This window comes from Sporosarcina sp. HYO08, assembly GCF_001563475.1.
Taxonomy (GTDB): Bacteria; Bacillota; Bacilli; order Bacillales_A; family Planococcaceae; genus Sporosarcina.
Genome location: NZ_LPUT01000001.1, coordinates 190561 through 214315, shown reverse-complemented (window position 1 = coordinate 214315; position 23755 = coordinate 190561). Strand labels below are relative to the sequence as shown.

Annotated in this window: 23 protein-coding genes; 5 read left to right on the top strand and 18 right to left on the bottom strand. The window is 40.5% G+C overall.

Annotated elements, in window-relative coordinates:
- Positions 1 to 18: 18 nt before the first annotated feature.
- Positions 19 to 960, bottom strand: a complete 942-nt coding sequence (locus AU377_RS01045) for a bifunctional oligoribonuclease/PAP phosphatase NrnA (RefSeq protein ID WP_067402780.1) — start codon at positions 958 to 960, stop codon at positions 19 to 21.
- 93 nt (positions 961 to 1053) lie between these two features.
- Here AU377_RS01045 and AU377_RS01040 point away from each other — a divergent pair, with 93 nt between their 5' ends.
- A complete protein-coding gene (locus tag AU377_RS01040) occupies positions 1054 to 1371 on the top strand; it encodes a YtpI family protein (RefSeq protein WP_067402777.1) in 318 nt (105 codons plus the stop codon).
- Positions 1372 to 1447: 76 nt separating this feature from the next.
- On the opposite strand, the gene AU377_RS01035 is transcribed toward AU377_RS01040, so the two are convergent.
- The 3 genes from AU377_RS01035 to ald all read right to left on the bottom strand — a co-directional run bounded on the left by AU377_RS01035 (position 1448) and on the right by ald (position 4961).
- Positions 1448 to 2752: a DRTGG domain-containing protein gene (locus tag AU377_RS01035; RefSeq protein WP_067402775.1), complete on the bottom strand. Its 1305-nt coding sequence runs from the start codon at positions 2750 to 2752 to the stop codon at positions 1448 to 1450.
- 143 nt (positions 2753 to 2895) lie between these two features.
- Complete coding sequence (locus tag AU377_RS01030) at positions 2896 to 3576, bottom strand: metal-dependent hydrolase (protein WP_067402772.1); 681 nt, start codon at positions 3574 to 3576, stop codon at positions 2896 to 2898.
- 251 nt (positions 3577 to 3827) lie between these two features.
- Entirely contained in the window at positions 3828 to 4961 is a 1134-nt protein-coding gene (gene ald, locus AU377_RS01025; protein ID WP_067402769.1) for an alanine dehydrogenase, read from the bottom strand.
- 301 nt (positions 4962 to 5262) lie between these two features.
- Between ald and AU377_RS01020 the strand changes: the two genes are divergently transcribed.
- Positions 5263 to 5721, top strand: a complete 459-nt coding sequence (locus AU377_RS01020) for a universal stress protein (protein WP_067402766.1) — start codon at positions 5263 to 5265, stop codon at positions 5719 to 5721.
- A 74-nt stretch (positions 5722 to 5795) separates the two neighbouring features.
- Here AU377_RS01020 and AU377_RS01015 read toward each other — a convergent pair whose 3' ends face one another.
- From AU377_RS01015 to sppA, 5 genes are all read right to left on the bottom strand, one after another.
- Positions 5796 to 6986: an acetate kinase gene (locus tag AU377_RS01015; RefSeq protein ID WP_067402763.1), complete on the bottom strand. Its 1191-nt coding sequence runs from the start codon at positions 6984 to 6986 to the stop codon at positions 5796 to 5798.
- Between the two features lie 64 nt (positions 6987 to 7050).
- Entirely contained in the window at positions 7051 to 7974 is a 924-nt protein-coding gene (locus AU377_RS01010) for a class I SAM-dependent methyltransferase (protein WP_067402760.1), read from the bottom strand.
- A 51-nt stretch (positions 7975 to 8025) separates the two neighbouring features.
- The gene (gene tpx / locus AU377_RS01005) at positions 8026 to 8532 is read right to left on the bottom strand and encodes a thiol peroxidase (protein ID WP_067402758.1); all 507 of its coding nucleotides are present in this window, start codon (positions 8530 to 8532) and stop codon (positions 8026 to 8028) included.
- 81 nt (positions 8533 to 8613) lie between these two features.
- On the bottom strand, positions 8614 to 9168 hold the full coding sequence (locus AU377_RS01000; protein WP_253724346.1) for an RDD family protein: 555 nt from the start codon (positions 9166 to 9168) through the stop codon (positions 8614 to 8616).
- 13 nt (positions 9169 to 9181) lie between these two features.
- On the bottom strand, positions 9182 to 10189 hold the full coding sequence (gene sppA / locus AU377_RS00995; RefSeq protein WP_067402756.1) for a signal peptide peptidase SppA: 1008 nt from the start codon (positions 10187 to 10189) through the stop codon (positions 9182 to 9184).
- 107 nt (positions 10190 to 10296) lie between these two features.
- Between sppA and AU377_RS00990 the strand changes: the two genes are divergently transcribed.
- The gene (locus AU377_RS00990; protein WP_067402754.1) at positions 10297 to 11097 is read left to right on the top strand and encodes an NAD kinase; all 801 of its coding nucleotides are present in this window, start codon (positions 10297 to 10299) and stop codon (positions 11095 to 11097) included.
- Between the two features lie 24 nt (positions 11098 to 11121).
- Here AU377_RS00990 and rarD read toward each other — a convergent pair whose 3' ends face one another.
- The 6 genes from rarD to ezrA form a co-directional block, all read right to left on the bottom strand.
- Positions 11122 to 12030 carry an EamA family transporter RarD gene (gene rarD, locus AU377_RS00985; RefSeq protein ID WP_067402751.1) on the bottom strand — a complete coding sequence of 303 codons (909 nt, stop codon included), beginning with the start codon at positions 12028 to 12030 and terminating at the stop codon, positions 11122 to 11124.
- Positions 12031 to 12197: 167 nt separating this feature from the next.
- A complete protein-coding gene (locus AU377_RS00980; RefSeq protein WP_067402748.1) occupies positions 12198 to 13775 on the bottom strand; it encodes an acyl-CoA synthetase in 1578 nt (525 codons plus the stop codon).
- Positions 13776 to 13921: 146 nt separating this feature from the next.
- On the bottom strand, positions 13922 to 14131 hold the full coding sequence (locus AU377_RS00975; RefSeq protein ID WP_067402745.1) for an alpha/beta-type small acid-soluble spore protein: 210 nt from the start codon (positions 14129 to 14131) through the stop codon (positions 13922 to 13924).
- Positions 14132 to 14213: 82 nt separating this feature from the next.
- Positions 14214 to 15416, bottom strand: a complete 1203-nt coding sequence (gene thiI / locus AU377_RS00970) for a tRNA uracil 4-sulfurtransferase ThiI (RefSeq protein WP_067402742.1) — start codon at positions 15414 to 15416, stop codon at positions 14214 to 14216.
- On the bottom strand, positions 15403 to 16557 hold the full coding sequence (locus tag AU377_RS00965) for a cysteine desulfurase family protein (RefSeq protein WP_067402738.1): 1155 nt from the start codon (positions 16555 to 16557) through the stop codon (positions 15403 to 15405). Before AU377_RS00965 ends, thiI begins: the two co-directional genes overlap by 14 nt.
- 86 nt (positions 16558 to 16643) lie before the next feature.
- A complete protein-coding gene (gene ezrA / locus AU377_RS00960) occupies positions 16644 to 18335 on the bottom strand; it encodes a septation ring formation regulator EzrA (RefSeq protein ID WP_067402735.1) in 1692 nt (563 codons plus the stop codon).
- A 198-nt stretch (positions 18336 to 18533) separates the two neighbouring features.
- Between ezrA and AU377_RS00955 the strand changes: the two genes are divergently transcribed.
- On the top strand, positions 18534 to 19016 hold the full coding sequence (locus AU377_RS00955) for a GAF domain-containing protein (RefSeq protein ID WP_067402732.1): 483 nt from the start codon (positions 18534 to 18536) through the stop codon (positions 19014 to 19016).
- Positions 19017 to 19069: 53 nt separating this feature from the next.
- On the opposite strand, the gene megL is transcribed toward AU377_RS00955, so the two are convergent.
- Positions 19070 to 20281 carry a methionine gamma-lyase gene (gene megL, locus AU377_RS00950; protein WP_067402729.1) on the bottom strand — a complete coding sequence of 404 codons (1212 nt, stop codon included), beginning with the start codon at positions 20279 to 20281 and terminating at the stop codon, positions 19070 to 19072.
- A gap of 122 nt (positions 20282 to 20403) precedes the next feature.
- A complete protein-coding gene (locus AU377_RS00945; RefSeq protein ID WP_067402724.1) occupies positions 20404 to 21861 on the bottom strand; it encodes a GGDEF domain-containing protein in 1458 nt (485 codons plus the stop codon).
- Between the two features lie 344 nt (positions 21862 to 22205).
- On the opposite strand from AU377_RS00945, the gene rpsD reads away from it, so the two are divergent.
- The gene (rpsD, locus tag AU377_RS00940; protein WP_067402721.1) at positions 22206 to 22808 is read left to right on the top strand and encodes a 30S ribosomal protein S4; all 603 of its coding nucleotides are present in this window, start codon (positions 22206 to 22208) and stop codon (positions 22806 to 22808) included.
- 179 nt (positions 22809 to 22987) lie between these two features.
- On the opposite strand, the gene AU377_RS00935 is transcribed toward rpsD, so the two are convergent.
- Positions 22988 to 23746 (bottom strand): N-acetylmuramoyl-L-alanine amidase, encoded by a 759-nt coding sequence (locus AU377_RS00935; RefSeq protein WP_067402718.1) that lies wholly within the window; start codon positions 23744 to 23746, stop codon positions 22988 to 22990.
- Positions 23747 to 23755 lie beyond the last annotated feature (9 nt).

Here is a 23755-nt window from a genome sequence, read left to right as displayed (position 1 = left end):
TTCAATCCCTCCGCTCATTTAGTTCGTTTTACATAACTTTTGGATTTCGCCAATTAAATGATCAGCTTCCTCCCAAGTAGAGACAGACGCTCCAGAAGCGAGTGGATGACCTCCCCCACCAAATCGAGCTGCCAATCCATTAATGACAGGACCTTTTGATCGAAGCCGCGCACGAATTTGATCTTCTTCTTCAATGAAAATGACCCATGCTTTAATGCCTTTCACTTCTCCTAAAGACCCAACAAGCTGTGACGTTTCAGAAGCGGTCACTTCGAACTGCTTTAAAGTCTTATTATCAATCTTGATATAAGCTGCTCCATTTTCATCTATGACAAAGTTCTGATAAATGAATCCTTGTAAATGTAAAATTTCACGCTCCACTTCATACATGCCCGCAAATAACTGTGGGCGATCGAATGAATGCCGAATGAGTTTCCTTGCTGCATCAAATGTTTTTTCTGTTGTACTTGGAAACATAAATCGACCAGTATCTCCCACGATGCCGGCAAAAAGCAACCTTGCTGTTTCATCTGACATTTTCCATCCGCGGGACGCAGAACCTTCCTCAAATAATGCAAAAATCATTTCAGAAGTCGAACTCGCTGTAGGATCGACCCATCGCAGATCCCCGTATTGATCAACATCCGGATGATGGTCAATTTTTAAAACAAACGCACCTTCTTTGTAAAACTCTCCGTCTATTCGTTCTGTATTGCCAGTATCCGTTATAATGACCAAAGCATTTTGATAAGTCGTTTGCGTGACTTCATCTTGCGTTGTCAAATAAGATAACAATTCATCATGTGTCCCGGCGGCATATACGTTCTTTTCCGGATAGTTCGTCTGAATCAACGTCTTTAGGCCAACCTGTGACCCATAGGCATCCGGGTCAGGCCGAACATGCCGATGGATAATAATCGTTTCATAGGATTCAATTGTGTCAATGATTTGACTTTTCACTAGTAAATTCCCCCTGGCTTCATATATTCGGGTCGCAATCCGTTTAAAAAGCCGCTACAATGTATAGTGGGCGTATGCAATGGAGGGCTTTTCATGATATTAAATTTCATTATCGTATTTCTAATTATTTTATCGGGTGTCGCTTACTTTTATTTCAAAACACGGCAATTCCGTACAAGCCAGCGACTTCCAATCCAGAAGAAAATGTATGCCAGCATGGCGGGCGCTTCTTTAGGTGCACTGCTTTTATTTTTCGGGATCAACCAGTTTATTATTTTCGATGGAATGATCACCTATATCATAGCTGCTATTTTTATTGTTTTAGGGCTTGTCTCATTCACACATCATTATCGCGCCCATAAGCATTATCAACAATTTGTTGATGAAGAAATCATATTAAATGAAAACTGATGCACTTAAGTGCATCAGTTTTTTTATTCATCTAAGAAGTATTATAACTGCCAATAAAGGCTCCTGCTCTAGATTGTTAACCCAAAAGCTGGAACATAACCATTGCTTTGGCAATTAACTCATTTTCACTATAAATATTGAAATCTAATTTAACAAAGCGGCGGCCTATGTGTAAAATATTCGATTCGACTTGGACAACACTGCCAAGCTGTGGATGCTTGATGAAGTACAAAGAGACGTTTTCCGGTACGCTTTCACCACGTTTACGCGATTTAATTGCTTGTTTCCCCGCTTCTGTCACTAAGGTCGTCAATGCGCCGTACGACAAGGAACCAAACTGATTGGTCAACTGCGGCGTTACCGTAAACTCGACTGTATTCGACGGGTCCGATACCGATTTCATTTGATTTTTAACGATATCATCAATTGTTTCTCCTTGCTGCGGCTGTCTTTGCGCCATTTGAAATGCTTTCAAAACGTCTTGACGACTGATCATTCCATCAAGCATACCGGATTCGGTAACAACTGGTACGAGGTCTATCCCTTCCCAGATCATGCTATGCCCCGCCGACGCCACACTTGTTTTACGGGTAGCAGTAATGGGATGGCGCGTCATTACTTTTTCAATTGTTTCATCATCCGATTTACCGATAATATCTCGGGACGTTACAATACCGACAAGCTTGTCATTTTTGTCGACGACAGGATAGCCAGAATGGGAAGTTTGGCGGTTCAACGCTTTAAAATCTGCAACTCTGTCATTCATTGTAAGAGCAACAGTTTCTGTTAATGGCGTCACAATATCATCCACTAACAAAATCTCCTTTTCAATCATTTGGTCGAAAATGGCACGATTAAGCATCGTCGCCACTGTAAACGTATCATAGCTTGTGGAAATGATCGGCAGCTCCAATTCATCTGCCAATTTCTTCGCCTCATCTGATGCATCAAAACCACCTGTTACAAGCACCGCTGCACCAGCATGCAGTGCCGTTTCATGTGCTTTAAGCCGATTCCCAACGATTAGTAAACTGCCGGCATCCGTGTACCGCATCATGTCATCTAGCTTCATAGCACCAATCACAAACTTCGTTAGCGTTTTATGTAATCCTCCACGTCCTCCAAGGACTTGGCCGTCCACAATATTTAACACTTCAGCGTATGTGAGCCGCTCAATGTTTTCTTTTTGCTTTTTTTCAATTCGAATGGTGCCGACCCGTTCGATTGTATTTACTAACTTTTGATTTTCTGCTTCTTTGATGGCACGATAAGCTGTTCCTTCGCTTACGGCCAATTCTTTTGCAACTTGGCGAACAGAAATTTTCTCGCCAATGTCCAGCCCTTCAATATATCGTAATATTAATTCGTGTTTAGTCGACATAATTTCACCTTTTCCTATCATGTCCTTTAGGACATTTTACCACAACTGTAAAGAAAAGCGTCGAACAATGCCGTTTCTGAAGATATGGAAACCCAATCTAGTCTGTTTATACGTCAACGAGATCGGGTTCTGGTAGAAATAACTTACAGATTCAATGATTCTCCAGGCTCCATAATTCTTACATCATGCCCTTTGACAAGTGATTTGAATGTTTGCGGATCCTGCTCAATCGGCGGAAACGTATTGAAATGAATCGGAACGGCAAGCTTCGGGTTAAGTAATTCAACCGCGAATGCAGCATCATCTGGACCCATTGTGAAATTATCGCCGATCGGCAAAAATGCAATGTCGATTGGATGACGTTGGCCAATTAAAGCCATATCTCCAAACAAAGATGTATCTCCCGCATGATAAACCGTTTTCTCCTCGGCTGTAATTAGAATTCCAGCTGGCATACCGGTATAAATGGTTTCATTATTTTCCGTTGTGTAAGAAGAGCTATGAAAAGCTTTTGTATATTTGACAATGCCAAAGTCGAACGCTTTTGAACCGCCAATATTCATCCCGTGTGTTTGAATTCCTTGAGAGCTTAAATAGTCCGCGAGCTCAACTGGTGCAACAACAAGTGCATCAGTAGCTTTCGCAATTTCAATCGTATCCCCTACATGGTCATTATGTCCATGCGTTAACAAGATCACATCCGGCTTGACATCGTTCACCTGAAGATCTGTTAACTTATTTCCATTAATAAATGGATCGATCAAAATGGTCTTTCCTTTTGTTTTAATTTGCACAACTGCATGTCCATGATAAGAAATTTGCATAATAAAAACCTCCATCAATTAACCGATATAGAACAAACTTCCATAAAAAACTTCAAAATCCTCTTTTTCAATAAAATACAGATGAATCTAAAGCAGCTTCCTTCACCAATATTATCCTAATTTAAAAGAAGCTATGGCAAAAAATCGCCATAGCTTCCGCACCTGTTGAAAACCATTCGTTAAGTGGTACTGTCATCGTGACCAGATGGTTCAACAGGATAAAATCTTTTTATTCTATAAATGTTTTAAACTTATTTTCTGCTCAATTCGCGACTTAGTAATGTGTCAGCTGGAACATACTCAAGACCTTGCGCTTCAGCAACTGCTTTGTACGTTACGTGACCTTCCATTGTGTTAATTCCTTTTTGTAGTGGAAGGTTGTCCAGGCAAGCTTGTTTGTAACCTTTGTTCGCAATTTGCAATGCGTATGGAACCGTTACGTTCGTTAAAGCTGTTGTAGATGTTTGCGGAACAGCACCTGGCATATTTGCAACTGCATAGTGAACAACACCATGTTTCTCATATGTTGGGTTGTCATGTGTTGTTACGCGGTCAGACGTAGCGAAAATACCACCTTGGTCGATCGCGATGTCAACTAGAACTGAACCTGGTTTCATTGACTTAACCATTTCTTCAGATACTAGTTTTGGAGCTTTCGCGCCAGGGATCAGTACTGCACCAACAACTAGGTCTGCATCTTTCACCGCGTTTGCAATGTTGAATGGATTTGATACGAGTGTTTGAATATCATTTCCAAAGATTTCATCTAGATAACGAAGACGATCTACAGACAGATCAAGAACTGTTACTTTGGCACCCATGCCCACAGCAACGCGCGCTGCATTTGCTCCGGCTTGTCCGCCACCAATTACGACAACATTTCCGCGAGAAACGCCTGGTACACCGCTTAACAGAATTCCTTTTCCACCGTTTGTTGCTTGTAAGTACTGCGCACCAATTTGTGTAGCCATACGACCCGCAACTTCACTCATCGGCGCAAGTAGTGGAAGTGAATTGTTTGGAAGCTGTACTGTTTCATAAGCGATTCCAACTACTTTTTTATCAAGGAGAGCTTTTGTTAATTCTACTTCTGGCGCAAGGTGCAAATACGTGAATAGAATTTGCCCTTCACGGAAGTAGCCGTACTCAGATGCAATTGGTTCTTTAACCTTCATAACCATATCTGCATCCCAAGCTTCAGCCGCAGTGGTAACGATTTTCGCGCCCGCTTCGATATACTCTTCATCTGTAAAGCTTGAGCCAAGACCCGCACCTGTTTCGATGACTACTTCATGTCCTGCTGATTTCAAGTTAAAAACGCCTGCCGGTGTCATTGCGACACGATTCTCATTGTTTTTAATTTCTTTAGGAACACCAATAATCATTATAACTCCTCCTAATAAGCTACATTTTTTCTGGTTTTCCGATATAGTTAGAAAACCAGAACATATCAATCTTATCAGAAAGGACAAAAACTTTCCTCTCTTTTTTAATTGTCGGAATATTCAATTTTCCCAGAACTGAAATATCTTGTCTTTATTGACAGGTTAGCGATAAATTTGTCGAAATTCACAAAAAAGACAAGATTTTTCACGAGATTAAAAGGTTTTCTTGCACTTTTCTCGAATAAATAATATATAGGAAGAAGTAGAAGAAACATTAATTATAATGGATGGAGTGAGTGATATGTCATTAGTTTATAAGCAAATTATTGTTGCAGTTGATGGTTCAAAAGAATCGGAATGGGCTTTCAAAAAAGCAGTTGCTATCGCAAAGCGAAATGATGCACACTTAAACTTAGTGAACATTATAGATACACGTTCCTACGCTGCGGTTGAAGCATATGATCGTTCGATTGCTGAGCGAGCGCAGAAATTTGCAGAAGAATTGCTAAACGAGTATAAAGCCAAAGCTGAAGGAGCAGGTTTGCATCACGTCAAAGTTCTTGTCGAATATGGTTCCCCTAAGTCTATGATTTCCAAAGACCTTTCTAGAAAACTAGATGCTGATTTAATCATTTGTGGTGCGACGGGGTTGAATGCAGTTGAGCGATTCCTCATCGGAAGTGTTTCAGAAAACATTGTGCGGACTGCGAAATGCGACGTCCTTGTTATTCGAACACCAGAAGATGATACCATTCAATAGTCCCCGTTAATTAAAAATTAAAAAGGGGGATCCCAGAAGTGCCTGACTCTTCGTTTTGGAACATCCCCCTTTTTTCACAATCCTGCCACACGCACCGTGTCTCTCGCGATCATCACTTCTTCGTTCGTTGGAATGACAAGCACTTTGACGGGTGAATAGGGATGGTTAATGTATGCTTCCATACCGCGAATTTTATTTAAATCCGGATCGAAATAAACCCCCATAAACTCAAGGCCTTGTAACACTTTTTGTCGAATAACATCGCTATTTTCTCCAATTCCTGCCGTGAAAATAATTGCGTCAACGCCGCCCATTCTCGCTGCATACGAGCCGATATACTTGTGAATACGATCCGCAAATACTTCCAGTGCCAGTTGGGCTCTTTCATTTCCTTCCGAGGCTTTGATTTCAATATCACGCAAATCACTAGAAAAGCCTGAAACTGCAAGCATCCCAGACTCTTTGTTCAACACATTCAACACTTCTTCTACAGATTTGCCAGTCTGATCCATAATATAGGGAATGAGTGCAGGGTCAATATTCCCCGACCGCGTTCCCATCGTAACGCCGGCTAGCGGTGTAAAGCCCATTGATGTATCAAGTGATTTACCACCTTTAACAGCTGCAATGCTTGCACCATTTCCGAGGTGACATGAGATGAGTCGCGTGTCTTGCAGCGGACGGTTCAGAATTTCAGCTGCGCGTTCTGTCACGTATTTATGGCTTGTGCCATGAAATCCGTATTTACGAATCCCGTATTTCTCATAGTATTCACGCGGCAATGGATATAGAAAAGAACTTTCAGGCATTGACTGGTGGAACGCTGTATCAAAAATCGCTACGGCTGGAACATTCGGCAATGCCTTTTTAAATTCTTCAATGCCGACAATATTCGCCGGGTTGTGAAGTGGAGCAAGATTAGACAATTCTTCTAATGCTTCAAGCATTTCTTCTGTTATTAAAACCGAATCGCTAAACACTTCACCCCCATGCACAACGCGGTGACCTATCCCATCAATTTCCTCGTAGGAAGAAACAACGCCTTCACTTAACAATATGTCCAATAGCATGGCGACTGCATCTGCATGATCCGGAATATCTTGCGTCAATTCTGTTTTCCCATTAGCAGATTTAATCGTAAAAATCGAATTTGACAGTCCAATTCTTTCAATTTGTCCCTTTGCAATGACATCCTCCCTGGGCATTTGAAGCAATTGAAATTTCAATGATGAACTTCCGGCATTGATCGCTAATATATTTTTCATTCATAAAAGCCCCTTTATAACAAATTAGTATTCCACGCTTTTGTTCAGAAAAACAGCTCTTCATTTATTTTTTCAGCGATTCCTCTTCTGTCCACATATCAATTTTCTGCAAAAACAGCGCCATCGCATGCTTATTTGTCATATCCGGTACTTTTGCAAGGAGAACATCCGATTGCTTCATACCTGAGAATGGCTTTTGTAAAATGAGGATACTTTTAGCAAGGCTCGCATTTTTAAACAATGAATCCGGTAATTGAATGACAGCTCGAATCGCTGTTTTATTTTTTAAATACGGATGTAAAACGGAGGATTGATCCGAATCGAATAAGTTTGCCGGCATGATAAAGATGCCGAATCCGCCTTCTTTTGTATGCTTCATCGACTGTTCAATAAATAAATGGTGTGCATACGCATGCCCTTCCTTTGGCATCAGTTCATAGTCCATCGCATTTTCATCATCCGGATAAAAACCAACAGGCAAATCACTGACCGTCATGTCGACAGGGTCAACGAGAAGCGGTCGCAATGCATCTTGAATGAAAAAAGTGACAGGTTGCTCAAGCAGTTCACTCGTTATTGCAGATAATTTGACGAGCAGATCATCAATTTCAACCGCAGTTGCGCTGATACGTCCATCCATCGCATTCATGACCGTGTAAAGTAAATTTCCCGTTCCAGCTGCTGGGTCAAGCACCGTTACCGATTGTTGACCGTCAGCTAATTTGCTAGCAATGTGTCCAATTAACATGCCTATTGAATCGGGCGTCATTTGGTGATGGGGCTGTGCAGACTGCTTCATCCCTTTCAAAATGGCAAGTTGAATGCCCCGACGAATCTCTTCTTTCGAAATAGGATCTGTCAAAAGTAGTTTCGATGGATCATCAAGCCATCTTTCACATGCTTCAATAGCAGCTTCTAAGTAAAGCATTTCCTTAGACTCTGCATATGTATCAATAAATGAAAAGATTTTTTGTACATTTGTCGTCATATCTATCCCTCTACCAACGAAACCCACCCGATTCCAGGTGGGTTTCGTTTTTTATTCTTTTAACGCCTTTACTGCTTCAATCGCCTTTTCATAGTTTGGATGATCCGTATTTTCACTTACGTATTCAACATATGTGACATTGTCATCTTGATCGACGACAAATATGGATCTAGAAAGTAAGCGAAGCTCTTGAATGACTACACCGTACGCTTCTCCAAATGAAAGATCTCGGTGATCTGACAACGTATGAACATTGTCAATTCCTTCAGCGGCACACCATCTTGCTTGTGCAAAAGGTAAATCACAAGAAATTGTCAAAACTTGTACATCGTTACCAAGCGCTGCCGCCTCTTCATTAAATTTGCGCGTTTGCGTAGCGCATACACCTGTATCGATCGAAGGAATCACACTGATTAAGCGGATTTTCCCTTTCGAATCCGCAAGTGTAACCGGACTTAAGTCATTTGCTAAGACCGTGAAATCCGGCGCCTTGTCACCAACAGAAACTTCTTTACCAAGTAATGTAACAGGATTATTCTTAAATGTAACGTTTGCCATGAAGATGCCCCCCCTTTACATCATCCATTCTACTAAAGGAAGTTCATTCCTTGCAACTAATAAGGAATCTTCTTTCACTGTCTATGCATCTTTTATTGGGTGGTCAACCGGCATGGAGACATTCGGCAAGGTTTTCCTCTCATAGACATCTTCATGGACAACGAGTGTATCCGCAAACAGATCGTGCAGCGCTTCTTTCTTCGGCATGAAAATGACAAGAAGGTAAGGAATCCAAAGCATTTTGGAAATAAATCGTCCAATCACCTCTCGAAATAGGACGGTCGACCACGTTAGTTCCTTTTGATCTTTTGGAATGACCTTGATTCCCATGATCATTTTGCCAACAGTCTGTTTAAAAAATTTTGTCATGAAAGCAAAATACACAAGCAATAATAGTAATGCAGTCAATTTGTAAACGCTAAAGATCCAAAAAAACGGGTTTGAAATTTCAATACCCATCACTCTGAAAAGCGGTTTAATAAATATCCCGCCAATCGCAGACAACACGATTAAATCAATGAAATATGCCCAGAAACGCGTCCAAAACCCGGCAAACTTCAGCTGATATTTGTCTTGATTCACTTCCTCATACTGCGTAACAACAGATTCTGACATTAGCTGATCTGAATACTCCACAAGTTCTCCCCCCTTACCTTTCGCCGTACAAATACATCATACGCGGTGCATGATAGTCGTTTAACAATTTACCAATAAGCTCTGTTTCGATCGTTGAACCGAATACGCGATCCATTTTTAAACCAAATAGTGAACTTAAGCTATCTTCCGCCATATATTCAAAAACCATCGCATCTTGTAAATTGAAATCCTCTTTCATCGAGGAAATAACATCACTGGCTTTACCAAATTCATCCGCAAGACCCGCTGCAATCGCTTGACGTCCATTCATAATGCGGCCGTCTGCCACTTTTTTCACTTCGGCTTCCGACATGCCCCGACCTTCTTCAATAATATCCACAAATCGTTCATAAGAATCATTAATCATTTCTTGAAGCATCGCACGTTCCTCTTCTTTCATTGGACGCGCCCCGCTCATAATATCTTTATAAGGTCCTGTTTTAATCGTATTAAAATCGATGCCATACTTTTCGGCCAATCCTGAATAATTCACAGTTTCCATAATGACACCGATTGACCCGGTAATCGTCTCCCGATTGACAAAAATTTTCTCAGCAGGCGCCGCCACATAATAACCGCCAGAAGCAGCCATTCCGCCCATTGATACATAAATCGGAATTTCCCTTTCTGTTTGGATCTTGCGGATTGCGTCATAAATATCCGCCGATTCCACAACACCGCCACCTGGTGAGTTTACTTTAAAGACGACACCTTTCACCGATTGGTCCTCTAAAATATCATTCAACTGACTCATAAACAATTGGTGATTGTATCCACTCGCTAAAAAGCGTGAGGAAGCGCCTAAGTCTTGGATGACGCCATCAAGCGAGACGACAGCAATGCGGTCATGCACACTTCCCTCTTCAATAACCGCTTCCGTATAACCGGCGGAAGATGCCATCATATCTTCAAAGAAACCACTGTAATCCCTCGTAAAAAAATAAGATAGTGAATTAATGCCGACCGATACGAAAACGAGTGCCGCCGCAACAATAATTGCGATCCACCTTTTCATGTTCATATCTAACTCCTCCTTTATTATGTATGATCACTAATACGTACGAAACCCAAAAATGTTTCACTCCATGATAAAATAGATATATTGCACTCGAAAGGGGTAAAAAACGAATGACAGATCGAATGAATATTTACATTTATAGCAAACATGATAAGGACTCCCTCGATAAAAAATCTAAAGTGGAAGATGCCTTAATTCATGAAGGCTTCACAATAACTGAAAATGATCATGAAGCAAATATCATTATCAGCATTGGAAATGATGGTACATTTTTACAAGCCGTAAGGAAAACTGGTTTTCGCCAAGACTGTCTATATGCTGGAATTTCAACCCAGGGCCGTCAAGGATTATATTGCGATTTCTTTTATAACAACCTTTACCAAATGTCGCAAGCAATCCGCACATTAGATCTAAAAGTACGAAAATATCCATTAATACAAGTGACCATTGACGAGAAGAAACCATTCTACTGTTTGAATGAATTTAGCATCCGTTCAAATATTATCCGAACTTTTGTATTAGATGTTGTTATTGACGACGTTCTATTTGAAACATTCCTGGGAGATGGACTTATTATTTCCACGCCGACAGGAAGTACAGCCTATAATAAATCAAACAATGGCGCTGTCGTCGACCCATTGCTTCCTTGTTTCCAAGTAACGGAACTTGCTTCTGTTAACAATAACAAATACCGGACACTTGGTTCTTCTTTCATTTTAAGCGGTGACCGAAAACTAGAGTTGAAAGTTCGTCATGACGGCAATGATTTCCCGCTCACAGCGGTGGACAACGAAGCACTCGGCATTCGTCAAGTCGAAAACGTAAAAATCGAGTTAAGTGACCGTGTCATTAAAACCGTTAAATTGAAAGACAATTCTTTCTGGCAAAAAGTGCAGCGAATGTTTTTATAAAGAGGAAAAAGTTAAGAAGCCAACTTATAATAGTTGACTTCTTTTTGTTTTGAACAGTTCTATTAATTTCGACAATGTAAATAATAATAACGCAGACCAGATAAAAGAAAATGACAGCAAGTCAATAGCACCAAATGATTCTTTATAAATAAAGACACCGATCATTAAAATCATGGTAGGTGCAATATATTGAAGGAATCCAGCTACATATAACGGAATTTGCTGAACACCTTTCGCATACAAAACGAGCGGCAACGCTGTCACTGCACCCGTCAAGATGAGCAATAGATCTGTGCTAAACGACACATGAAAGATACTTACTGACTCATTGAAAAACATCCATACATAGTATAGCAAGGCAAAAGGCGTGATAAGTAATGTTTCAATGGTTAGTCCACGCAGTGCATCCAGCTGAATTTGTTTTTTGATCAACCCATAAACAGCAAACGTAATCGCTAAATAGGCCGCGAGCCATGGAAACTGCCCGTAGGATATCGTCAAAATGGCTACACCAATTGCTGCAAGTAAAAAAGCAATTTGATGTGAACCGGATAGTTTTTCTTTTAAGAAAAAAACACCTAAGAGGACAGAGATAAGTGGGTTAATATAATAACCTAAGCTCGTTTGTACGATAAAGTTATGATTCACTGCCCATATGTATACAAACCAGTTACTCGAAACGAGTGCCGAAGCCATAAATAATAACCAAAAATCTTTTTTCGATCGCCGAAGTGCTTTCAAATCTGCTTGTAACTCTTTTCCTTTTCCTATTAGCAAAATGACGATCCACGTTAAAATGAATGCCCAAATAATACGACTGACTAATATTTCCGCACTGCCGACATGCTCGAGGCTTTTCCAATAAATGGGCATTACACCCCATACGATATAGGAACTTACAGCCCAGAGGACGCCGCTTTTTTCTGATGGCAACGGGCAATCCCCCTTACTATTTTTGTTTCCGAAATAATAAATTAATTATAGACCTCCTTTAGACAATACGCAAAGTATTTTTTTAACTGAAAATCACCTTGTTGCTGGGACTTTCTGTCGAATAAAAAACTCCGCCTTTGGATATCGTTCCAAGGCGGAATATTGTATTATTGCTCTTGTTCTTTTTTTCTAAGCTGTACACGCATGATTTTACCTGATGCAGTCTTTGGAAGGTCATCGATAAATTCAATTTTTCGCGGATACTTATAAGGGGCCGTTAATGATTTTACATGCTCCTGCAGTTCGGTAATAAGATTCGCTGCTTCATCTTTTTTCGTAGGATCCCGAAGGACAACAAAAGCTTTAACAACAGCTCCCCGATCTGGATCTGGGCTTGCGACAACCGCACATTCCTTGACAGCAGGATGCTTCGTTAAGGCATCTTCCACTTCGAATGGTCCAATTGTATAGCCCGAACTAATAATGATGTCATCGCCTCTTCCTTCAAACCAAAAATAGCCTTCTTCGTCCATTTTTGCCTGGTCGCCAGTGACATAATAGTCTCCTCGGAATTGCATCTGCGTTCGCTCTGGATCATTTAAATATTCTTTAAATAAGGCAGGAGTTGAAACGTGAACTGCAATATCTCCAACTTCACCCACTGCAGCAACCTCTCCGTATTCATTAATAATATCTACCCGATTGCCTGGTGTCGGCTTGCCCATTGAGCCCGATTTCGGTTCCATTCCGAGCATCGTTCCTACAAGAAGTGTGTTTTCAGTTTGACCATAGCCATCTCGAACTTGCAGTGAAAAAACATTTTGGAATATGTCAATGACTTCACGATTTAAAGGTTCACCTGCGGAGACTGCACTACGAATAGAGGATAAGTTCTGTTGTCCAAGATTTTCTGCCTTGGCCATAAATCGATACTCAGTAGGTGTACAACATAAAACATTCACTTGATACGTTTCGATGAGCTGAAAGTACGTTTGTATATCAAATTTCCCATTGTAAACCAGTCCCGTTGCTCCACTTCCAAGAACGGAAAGAAAAGGTGTCCAAATCCATTTTTGCCAACCAGGTGCTGCAGTCGCCCAGACAACATCGCCTTCCTGAATTCCTAGCCAATTTGGACCAGTCGTTCGAAGATGCGCATAGCCCCAACCATGCGTATGAACAACGCCTTTTGGTTCTCCTGTTGTCCCGGATGTGTAAGATAGAAATGCTGTATCTGTACTTTTGATGGCAGGTGCATCGAAAGCAGATGTAACAGTTTCCATCTGCTCGGTTAAAGATAATTGCCCTTCTACTGCTTTTCCAATTACAAAAAGTTGTACATTGTTCAGTTGTTTTACATCTTGAAATTGATCTGTAAAGGCTTCATAAGCAACAATTGCCTTTGCGCCGCTGTGCGCCAATCGATAGTCAATGTCTGCCGCCCTTAGCATTTCTGAGCTAGGAATAACAACAAGCCCCGCTTTTAGCGCACCAATATACGTAACATAAGCTTCTATCATTCGAGGTACCATAACAAGAACGACATCGCCTTTTTCTAATCCATTTTTTTGAAAAACATTTGCAGCTCGATTTGCCATTTCCAGAAGTGAATCGTATGTAATTTCTTTCGCTTCTTGTTGTTGATTCACAAATTTCAGTGCTTTTCTGCCTTCACCCGTCGCAAACTTTTCAAATTCATCCACAATATTATACTGTTCGGGTGCTACTAATTCATCTCTGTTCATGTGGCACTCTCCCTTTTTCCCTCATTATATCACCATTAGAATGAAAGAGAATTTATTTTTAAAAAATGTTCTAGTTTCGGTTTTACAGGAAATACTACATACAAAAAGCTGTCCCGAAATTTTTCGGAACAGCTGATTGTTAGTGATTATTGCTGAAAGCCTTTCATTTGTTGTTGAGCTTGTCGCACTAATCGCTTAGTAATTTCTCCGCCGACGGATCCGTTGGCACGCGATGAAGCTTCAGCTCCTAGTTGCACTCCAAATTCCGCTGCGATTTCGTTTTTCATTTGGTCAAGTGCTTGTTGTACACCTGGCACCAAAAGTTGGTTTGAATTTCCGCTGTTGTTGTTTGCCATCTGTCTCTCACCTCCTTGTTGACTATAGAATGTTCCGTATCCGGAATTTCATACAGGAGGATTGAATGGTAATTTTTACAAATTAAAGCAGACTTTCAAACTCATCGGTTTCCTGAATTGGCAGCTCTATAACGGTACGTTCTTGAACGGCTTTTTCGATCATTGGTTCAAAATCAGAAAAGCTTTCATAATACTCCACTTTCTGAAGCTTCGGTTTTGTTTTTGGATTAGCCGGTGTAAAGATCGTACAGCAATCTTCATATGGCTGAATGGAAATATCGTATGTGCCAATTTTTTGAGCAAGATCGATAATTTCCAGCTTATCTGCCGCAATTAATGGACGTAAAATAGGTGTTGACGTGACCGCGTTAATCGCCGTTAAACTATCTAGCGTTTGACTCGCAACTTGACCAAGACTTTCGCCTGTCACAATTGCGAGCGCCTCTGCTTCTTGGCGCACTTGATCCGCAATTTGCAGCATGACACGCCGCGTTGTCGTCATGGATAGATTATCCGGCACTTGATGAACAATCATTTGTTGAATTTCAGTAAATGGAATAATATGAAGCTTGACAGACGCTCCAAAAGAACTTAACTGCGTCGCTAAATCCATTACTTTTTTCTTTGCCATTTCACTTGTAAATGGCGGGCTTGCAAAGTGAATAGCATCTAAAGAGACGCCGCGTTTCATCATTAAATAGCCGGCAACAGGACTATCGATTCCACCAGATAACATTAAAAGCGAATGACCATTTGAACCGATCGGCATGCCGCCTGCCCCTTGATATACCTTTGATGTGAGATACGCACCATCTTGTCGAATCTCAACATGAAGTAAAATATCAGGCTTTTTCATTTTCACACCTAGTTCAGGAAAATTCCTTAGCACATGTGCGCCAATTTCTTGTTGGAGCTCTCCAGTTACATAAGGAAAGGATTTATCGATTCGTTTAATTTCGACTTTAAATGTTTTGTCTGCTGTTTCATCAGATCCGATCACATGAATCGCCGTTTCTTTGATCGCTTCCAGTGTTGCTTCACACTTTGCAACCGGGCTAAAAGATTGAATACCAAAAACATGCGAAAGCCTTTTAATCGCAATTTCCATCTCATCTTGATCATTTGCTGTCAGAAACATACGGTCACGGTCAGATGTAAGTTTAATCGATCGCAAATCATGCAACGCCGACTGTATATTATTCCGTAATTTACGGACAAACATATTTCGATTTCGTCCTTTTAATGAAAGTTCTCCATATCTAATTAGCAGTTCATTCCACTTCATCATGTTGTCCCCTTCCAAGTAATTCCATAAACGATGCTAGTATTTTTTTAAATTCCTCAATCTGCTGATCGCTATTCATATTGCCAAAGCTTATACGAATGACACCATTTTTATATTTTTGAGGAATGCCAAGTGCTTCAATGACATGCCCAGCATTCCCGCTTTTCGATGAACATGCACTGGATGTCGAAAGTGTAATCCCTTTTTCTTGGAAAAAGTTAACGGCCACTTCACCTTTAATATGTTGAAAAGCAATCGTAAGTATATGTGGACTTGCCTGTTCCGGCGCTAATACAAGTATTTGATCCTTTCGCACATACTGATCAACAAATTGTATTAACTGATTTCGCCATTGCCTGAAATCCTTTCTTTCTTCTTCCACTGCATTTAAACGAATGGATTTAGCTAAGGAAACAGCATCCGGAACAGACACTGTTCCACTCCTGAGGCCTTTTTCTTGTCCGCCTCCGAAATTTATCGCATGTGGAATGACACCCTTTTTCATTGCCAATAAACCAGAGCCTTTTAGACCATGAATTTTATGGGCAGAAATAGTGATCATATCCGGTCCTTTTGCATCTAATTGGATGGGTAGCTTTCCAAAGCTTTGTACCGCATCTGAATGGAAGACTGCTCTCGATTTTTGCTTGATCATTTGACTGATCGCTTCAATGGGCTGAACAGCGCCAATTTCGTTATTGACATGCATGATACTTACAACGATTGTATCTTTTCTAATTGCAGCTTCTAAGTCTTCTATAGAAATGACACCGTCAGTATTTACTGGTAAATAATCCACTTCAAACCCTTGCGCTTCCAAATACTCCATCGCACGCAAAATAGATGGATGCTCAATTTTTGAAGTAATGAGATGGTTCCCTCTCGACTGAAGCGCCTTTGCTAAACCGATTACCGCCAAATTATTGGCTTCCGTCCCACCGGAAGTAAAAATAACTTCGCCATTAGGTGCACCTAAAATAGACAAAATTTGTGCCCGGGATCGCTCTAGTAAAGCTTCCGCTTCTTTTCCTTTTAAATGCAGGGATGCAGGATTTGCGTAATAGCGTTTATTCACTTCAATGTAAGACTGAAGAATGCGGTCATCGAGCTGGGTCGTTGCACTATTATCAAAATAAATCATCTTCTCTTCCTTTCATAATAAGCGTGACAAAGCCACCTGCAATGACTTGCTGGTGGCTGTTGTATTTCTTTTTCAATCTGATCAAGTCAAACTTGTTCTTTCACAAGCTCTTGAATTTTTTTCATCGCACCTGGCTCAACTTCTTCAACCGCAGTAGCCGCTTCCTCCAGTGCTTTTGTGTAGCGAAACTGTCTAAATGATTCTTCAGCATCTAAAAGTCGCTCATGCATGTCAGGATGTGTTGCCCGGTACCGATTGCCGTACTGGATAATCCATTCAGTCAGCATAACGTTTTCAATCAATTCTTCTATTTTATCATTCACTTCTTGAACAACTTTTTCAGCATTTTCTAAATAAGAGTCAACAAGCGCCATGCTAAGCGGCACTTCTTGTAAACATTGATCGACAAGGTAAATTTGTTCATCTGCCTCTTCTAAGCGCGCTTCCATATCATCAGGTATTCCAGGGATATTTCCACGATGTAGTTTTCGTTCAGCATTTTGTAATTTTCGGGAAAGCTCTTCAAGCTTCGTTCTTACAGCCTTCTCGTCAAGCCGCAGATTCTCTAAACGATTCGTAAAGCTCTCTTGTTCTTCCGAAATTTTGGCTAGTTCCTCAAAAATGCTTTCCAATTCATCCTGTAAACCGGTAAATGCAGATGTTTGTCCTTCTAAACGAGTTGTAAGTACCTCAAAACGACTTTCCAGTATTTCCAATTTCTTTAAGGATTGCTGTGGAATTTGCGCTTCACTTTCATCGATGCGGTAACTTTGCTGAACGTAAATTGCTTCGTTTGATGTTTCTCTCGCTTCCATTATGATTGATGTTAACTTTCCCGCAACGCGATCATAATATTCTTCTACATAATGCTTAGCTGTCACTTCTTTTTCAAGCATATCATAACAAGATTCAATTCGATCATTGATGTCGATGACCCGTTGTTGTACAAATTCAACTTCCAACGTCGCCATTTTTTCTAGCAACTCCTGCAATTCGGTTTCAATTGTGTCCAGATGATTGAGTAGACCTAGATGTTCCAAGTAATAGGATTGGCCTTCCATTTCCCTAATACCGTTTCGAAGTTCGCGAATCGATGCTGGAATCTTACTTTGCAATTCAGAAAGAAGTAGTGGAATATCGCGGATTAAAGTAAACAATCGTTCCCCTTGCGCGGATAATGTAATGACAATTTCTCTTGCAAGCAAGTAATTCCCATTGGCTGTAAGCTCTTCGTATTCTTGAAATTTCGGATTAAATGCTTCTAATTCTCTTTCAAGCGGATTGGCTGTCATTCCAAAAGAATGCTGATGAGCGAGAACGGTTTTCCGCGCTGCCCGGTGCTGTTCTTTTAACTTTTCCATCTCAATGCGATTTTTTTCTTCACTACCGATTAATTCATTTAACTCTTGTAAAATATTGTTCATCTTCTTATCACAAAGACGAATTTTCTCTCGTATTTCTTTTTCAATTTCTGTAGCCTTTCTAAAGCGAAAACGATCGACCATATCTTCAACATCAAAAAGCAATGTATCAATTTCTGGCATTTGGACATCAGCTACCTCTGTCCATTCATTGCGCCAGCGCTCAAATTTTTCTTCTGTTTCACCTGTCATATTCAATTGTTTCACTTTAGTCATTTCTTCTATGATCGGCTTATTTTGAATTTGTAGTTTTTCCGTTTCAAGTCGTCCAATTTCTTGTATATGTTTGCGCCTAAATAAAAAAGCGAGAATTGCCAATGCAATCAATAGCACTATTGGAATGATGAAGAATTTCATCGTGCTCCTCCTATTCCGTGTCACTGTTACGATGAGATGATACTACCTTTTATATAATACCATGTTTTTGCACACAAAGTCGCGAATTCGAATGATTTCTAGGGAAAATCTGTTTTCCTTGTAATTTCACGCGAATCTTGTGTGAAATATAGGAAACCGATATACTTCTAGTACATCATAAATCTGGGGGCGTTTAACTTGTTCGTATCAATCAATTATTCAACAGATGTCGCTGAACAATATAACCAACTGGCAAACCAGCTCGATGCATTATTAACGGGCGAAAAAAATAAATATGCCAATTTAAGCAACGCATCTGCATTGCTTAACCAATTTTTCGACCGCATTAACTGGGTCGGGTTTTATTTAATGGATGGTGATGACGAGCTTGTACTTGGGCCGTTCCAAGGACTGCCGGCCTGCATTCGGATTCCGTTAGGGAAAGGTGTTTGCGGTGCGTCTGCGAAACAAAAAGAAACCATTATTGTTCCGGATGTGAATGCTTTTCCAGGTCATATCGTTTGCGATGCCGCATCGCAATCTGAAATTGTTGTTCCGCTATTGAAGGATGGCGTCTTGCACGGTGTATTGGATATCGACAGTCCAGAATTAGATCGATTTACAGAGGATGATCAAAAGGGACTTGAACAATTTGTAAGTATTTTAATGAAACATATTTAATCCATTGTAAAAAAACTGGACAGTCCTGACCGTTCCGGACTGCCCAGTTTCTTTTATGCGCGCTCCGACACCGAAGCTTCTACTATCCTAAAGGCTGATTCTAAGTCAGCGATCAAATCTTCCGCATGCTCTAAGCCAACTGAAAGACGGATCAAAGAATCTGTAATCCCCATTTGAAGACGATCTTGTTCTGGGACACTAGAATGGGTCATCGTTGCCGGATGTTGAATCAGTGTTTCGGCATCCCCTAAGCTTACAGCGATTTTAATAAGGGATAGACTATCCAGGAATAACTGCGCTGCTTCTTTTCCACCTTTAACTGTAAATGAAATAAGCCCCCCGCCTGCACGCATTTGTCGTTTTGCGATCTCATACAGTGGATTATCTGGATCGAACGGATAAAATATTTCATCGACAAGTTTCTCTTTCTTCAAATAGTTAATCAATTTTTCTGCATTCGAAGAATGACGTTCCATCCGGACTGGCAATGTCTTCAATCCTCTGATTAATAGCCATGCATCAAATGGAGATATAATGCCTCCGTAATCTTTTTGAATGGTGAGTCGAATTTTCTCTATCTCGTCTTTTTCTTTCCCGATCAACAGACCCGCGATTACATCTCCGTGCCCATTAATATACTTTGTCGCACTATGCAACACAAAGTCAGCGCCAATTGAAAGCGGGTTTTGCAAATAAGGAGATGAAAATGTATTATCGACTACGACCCGTAAGCCATGGCGTTTAGCTACGTTTACGACCGCATGTAAATCAACGAGTTCCATCGTTGGATTGATCGGGGATTCAACATAAATACAGACTGTTTCAGGCCTAATAGCTTTTTCGATTTCTTCTTCCGTTCCCATTTGCACAAGATCGTGCGTAATATTATATTTTTCCGCCATGATCTTTAACAACCCAAAAGTACACCCGTAAATGCCCCGTGTGCATAAAATATGATCTCCCGACTTTGTTAAATGAACAAGCAATGTACTGACCGCTGCCATCCCTGATCCGAACGCCAACGCCCCGCCGCCATTTTCAAGTGAAGCAATTCGCTCTTCTAATACATGAACCGTAGGATTTCCAAGCCGCGAGTAAATATAGCCTTCTTCCTCACCCGAAAAACGACGTTCCCCTTGTCTTGCATCATCAAAAGAATAAGTTGATGTTTGGAATAAAGGAACAGTTAAACTGCCGCCAAAATCTTTGTCATTATAGCCTTCATGAATAACCTTTGTGTCTTTGTGCAGTTGTCGTTCTTTCACTGCCGCCACTTCCTTTCTCGCAATTCAAAAGAATCACATATCACCTTTCTTCTAGTCTACCCTTTTTTAGTCGGTATGCGCAAGACGACAGCCCAATTCGACAAGTTTCTACGCTTTTTTTATCAATTCAAGTTCATAGAATCCTCATTTAGGAAAGTAACTACTTGGTTCTTGCCAAAATGCTTAGCCCTATAGAGCGCTTTGTCTGTGAATTGGAACAGTTCTTCATAGGTCAATTCATGTTTGTAAGTCCATACAAATTTCCCAATCGACACGGTCACTTGCGGTAATGTCCGTTTAGGTATTTCTTTTAAAATCCGATTCGTCAATGTGGTCGCATCAGCATGGTCTGTCATTGGCAAATAAATGGTAAATTCTTCTCCGCCCCATCTTCCTGCAATGCCTTTCCCATCGATTTCTGATTGTAAAAAAGCAGCAATTTGTTTGAGCACTTCATCCCCAGCAGCGTGTCCAAATTCATCGTTCACTTGTTTAAAGTTATCCACGTCCATTAAAAGAAAGACTCCTTTTTCATCATGTTCAAGTGCTTCTCGCATCACCTTTTCCATATAACTGCGCGTGTACAACTGTGTTAAATGATCACGGTCAATGAGATCTTGCAATTGGTGCTGTAATTTTTTTGTGGATTCATTGACAAGCCGCAAGCCCTCAATAAGCTTATGGGATTCTTCTTGCAAGTTTGCTTTTTCGATCGCACATCCGACAATAGTTGAAAGGTTTTCTAAATATCCTTGATCGATGCTTGAAAAACGTGTATGAATACCCACTTGAACCTGTAAAACACCGTGCGTTTGTTGTCTTCCATTGATCGGTACATTGAATTTAATCGACAAACCATCTGCTGTTTTCTCAATATTGGATTTCCGGGTGATCATTGTTTGCGCAATTGACCCATCACCATTTTCAAGATGAAATACGAGACCCCGTCCTGCGAGATCTTCTCTTCCGTTTGTTAAAAATAGTTTTAGATCAGATGTGGGGAATGATTCCGAAACTACTTTTAAAAATTCGTCAAAAATGACCTGACGATCAGTTGTAGCATTTAGCAATTCCGACAACTGCAATAATACACCTTGATACTGTTCTTTTTGCACCAATAATACCATTTTCCAAACTGCGATTATGTAATCATTCACTACTTTTTTAAACTCTTCAAGATGGGGTGTATCGGCAAATTCACGCCACTTCGCAGTTGTTTTAAATAAAAAGAGCCCGACCTGCCCTCGCTTTGGACCGTGAAAAAGTAAATAACTGTCCGCATATTCATAACCTGCATCCGAAAATTTGGCATAGGGAAAATCTTGAGCAGCCATCTCTTCAATTTCTTCTATATTAATTTGAATGACTTTTATAGTTGTTAAAGTATTCCGATGGTTGAGTGGTTTAAAATAACCACTTTCGTAAACAAAATAATCTGCCTTTTCTATATCGAAAAAAAGTCGTAATTTCGGCACCATAATTTCAAACCATTGTTCGTATGAATGTAAAGTTGTTACTTCCGTCCATAAGTTCATTAGTTCACTTTTAAATTGGTATAAAACGAGCTCTTGATCTGACATAAAAAAATCACCTCTACTTCACCGCTAAAATAATCCCACAATTATATGTCTATTCTAATCCAATAGAACTATAAAGACAAATACAAATATAGGTCTTAATATGTATATATTTGTCGAAACAAGATGCTTGACTATGTTTTCGTTCTTTGTTAAGATGGTTGATGTGTAAAATATTTGCAGCAGTTGTGTGTTTCGGATTGTCCAGTCTATTCCTTTCAAAAGGTGCATTGTGTAACCTCTTGGCTGCAGAGGCGAAGTTGCAAGATGATAGAATGGCATGCGAATTGAACACATCTGGTTCTTATTTTATACAAAATAAAACCAAAACAGAGGAGGAGTCATTCATGGCTCGTTATACAGGTCCATCTTGGAAACTATCCCGTCGCCTTGGTATTTCACTAAGCGGCACAGGTAAAGAAATTGAAAAACGTCCTTACGCACCAGGACAACACGGTCCAAACCAACGTAAAAAACTTTCCGAATACGGAATGCAATTACAAGAAAAACAAAAACTTCGTTTCATGTACGGAGTGAACGAACGTCAATTTAAAACGATTTTCAACAAAGCTGGTAAAATGCCAGGTAAACACGGTGAAAACTTCATGATCCTTCTTGAAACTCGCCTAGACAACCTAGTATACCGCATGGGTCTTGCGCGCACTCGCCGCGCAGCTCGCCAACTTGTAAACCACGGCCACGTAATGGTTGATGGTAAACGTGTTGACATCCCATCTTACAGCGTAAAACCTGGTCAAGAGATCTCTCTTCGTGAAAAATCTCAAAACCTTGACATTGTAAATGAAGCTATCGAAGTGAACAACTTTGTTCCTGAGTACGTTTCTTTCAACAATGACGCAAAAGTTGGTCAATTCGTTCGTATGCCTGAGCGCAGCGAATTGAATTCAGAAATTAACGAAGCACTTATCGTTGAGTTCTACTCTCGTTAATAAAATCACTTTGCAATTAGCAGTATTGAAAACCCTGAAACAATCGTTTCGGGGTTTTCAAATTGGTGATATTTGGCAGTTTATTTTTTCAATGTAAAGGACATAATGACTGTACAACAGTTAGATGACTGTTAAAAGCCGCCAGCTCTTTATAAGATGGCGGCTTTTTTAATGTTTTCTCACTTTACCCGTTTTCCCCCGTTTAGTGCAGCTCCCGCAAGAGCGGATGCAAGAAAAATCGCGTCGTCAATTGGAAGTGTGCCTTCTTTTACATTTTTTTCATGTTCTGCGGATGAAAAAATCCCTTTCTCACGTGCAAGCTTATAAATGGCAGCCATCTCTTCTTTTTGCTGATCCGTTAAATCCAAATAGCGAACCTCCTTCTTTTCCGATATATACCGTTGTCCAAAAACACGGACAATATAATACTTCGCAACCGCTTCAGCATATTGCCGCCAATTATGAAGCAATTTTTTCATGTCTGCTGTATGATCTGCGAATCCATATTCAACAATGACTGTACGGACTTTTCCCGTCATTCGATGCATATAATAGTAGTCGCCATTAAAGGCTTTTCGAGTATATGTCTTTCTTCGCTTCGCTCCTTGATTGACAAGGGCATCTAAAATGCCATTGGCAATGGTTGGTCGATCATAAATAGAATAGATCACCTCGGCGCCCTCTCCGCCGCCGGAGTTTATATGATTGCAAATGCAGTAGTCAGCCCCCGAGGCTTTCACGCGATTAGTTCTTGTTGTGGGGCCAAGATACTCGTCTCTTGTACGCGTCATCACAACTTTTATGCCGTTACGCTCGAAATGCCGTTTTTGCTCAAAAGAAATATCCAGCGTTAAATCTTTCTCTTTCCAGTAAGCATTCGACCCTCCCCCCGGATCGATCCCGCCATGACCGGGGTCTATGCAGATGATTTTGGTCATTCTCCACGT

Bases quoted from the DNA above. Each gene is read 5' to 3' on its own strand.
- AU377_RS01040 (WP_067402777.1), top strand. From the start codon at position 1,054: ATGATATTAAATTTCATTATCGTATTTCTAATTATTTTATCGGGTGTC.
- AU377_RS01035 (WP_067402775.1), bottom strand. From the start codon at position 2,752: ATGTCGACTAAACACGAATTAATATTACGATATATTGAAGGGCTGGAC.
- AU377_RS01030 (WP_067402772.1), bottom strand. From the start codon at position 3,576: ATGCAAATTTCTTATCATGGACATGCAGTTGTGCAAATTAAAACAAAA.
- ald (WP_067402769.1), bottom strand. From the start codon at position 4,961: ATGATTATTGGTGTTCCTAAAGAAATTAAAAACAATGAGAATCGTGTC.
- AU377_RS01020 (WP_067402766.1), top strand. From the start codon at position 5,263: ATGTCATTAGTTTATAAGCAAATTATTGTTGCAGTTGATGGTTCAAAA.
- AU377_RS01015 (WP_067402763.1), bottom strand. From the start codon at position 6,986: ATGAAAAATATATTAGCGATCAATGCCGGAAGTTCATCATTGAAATTT.
- AU377_RS01010 (WP_067402760.1), bottom strand. From the start codon at position 7,974: ATGACGACAAATGTACAAAAAATCTTTTCATTTATTGATACATATGCA.
- tpx (WP_067402758.1), bottom strand. From the start codon at position 8,532: ATGGCAAACGTTACATTTAAGAATAATCCTGTTACATTACTTGGTAAA.
- sppA (WP_067402756.1), bottom strand. From the start codon at position 10,189: ATGAACATGAAAAGGTGGATCGCAATTATTGTTGCGGCGGCACTCGTT.
- AU377_RS00990 (WP_067402754.1), top strand. From the start codon at position 10,297: ATGACAGATCGAATGAATATTTACATTTATAGCAAACATGATAAGGAC.
- AU377_RS00980 (WP_067402748.1), bottom strand. From the start codon at position 13,775: ATGAACAGAGATGAATTAGTAGCACCCGAACAGTATAATATTGTGGAT.
- AU377_RS00975 (WP_067402745.1), bottom strand. From the start codon at position 14,131: ATGGCAAACAACAACAGCGGAAATTCAAACCAACTTTTGGTGCCAGGT.
- thiI (WP_067402742.1), bottom strand. From the start codon at position 15,416: ATGAAGTGGAATGAACTGCTAATTAGATATGGAGAACTTTCATTAAAA.
- AU377_RS00965 (WP_067402738.1), bottom strand. From the start codon at position 16,557: ATGATTTATTTTGATAATAGTGCAACGACCCAGCTCGATGACCGCATT.
- ezrA (WP_067402735.1), bottom strand. From the start codon at position 18,335: ATGAAATTCTTCATCATTCCAATAGTGCTATTGATTGCATTGGCAATT.
- AU377_RS00945 (WP_067402724.1), bottom strand. From the start codon at position 21,861: ATGTCAGATCAAGAGCTCGTTTTATACCAATTTAAAAGTGAACTAATG.
- rpsD (WP_067402721.1), top strand. From the start codon at position 22,206: ATGGCTCGTTATACAGGTCCATCTTGGAAACTATCCCGTCGCCTTGGT.
- AU377_RS00935 (WP_067402718.1), bottom strand. From the start codon at position 23,746: ATGACCAAAATCATCTGCATAGACCCCGGTCATGGCGGGATCGATCCG.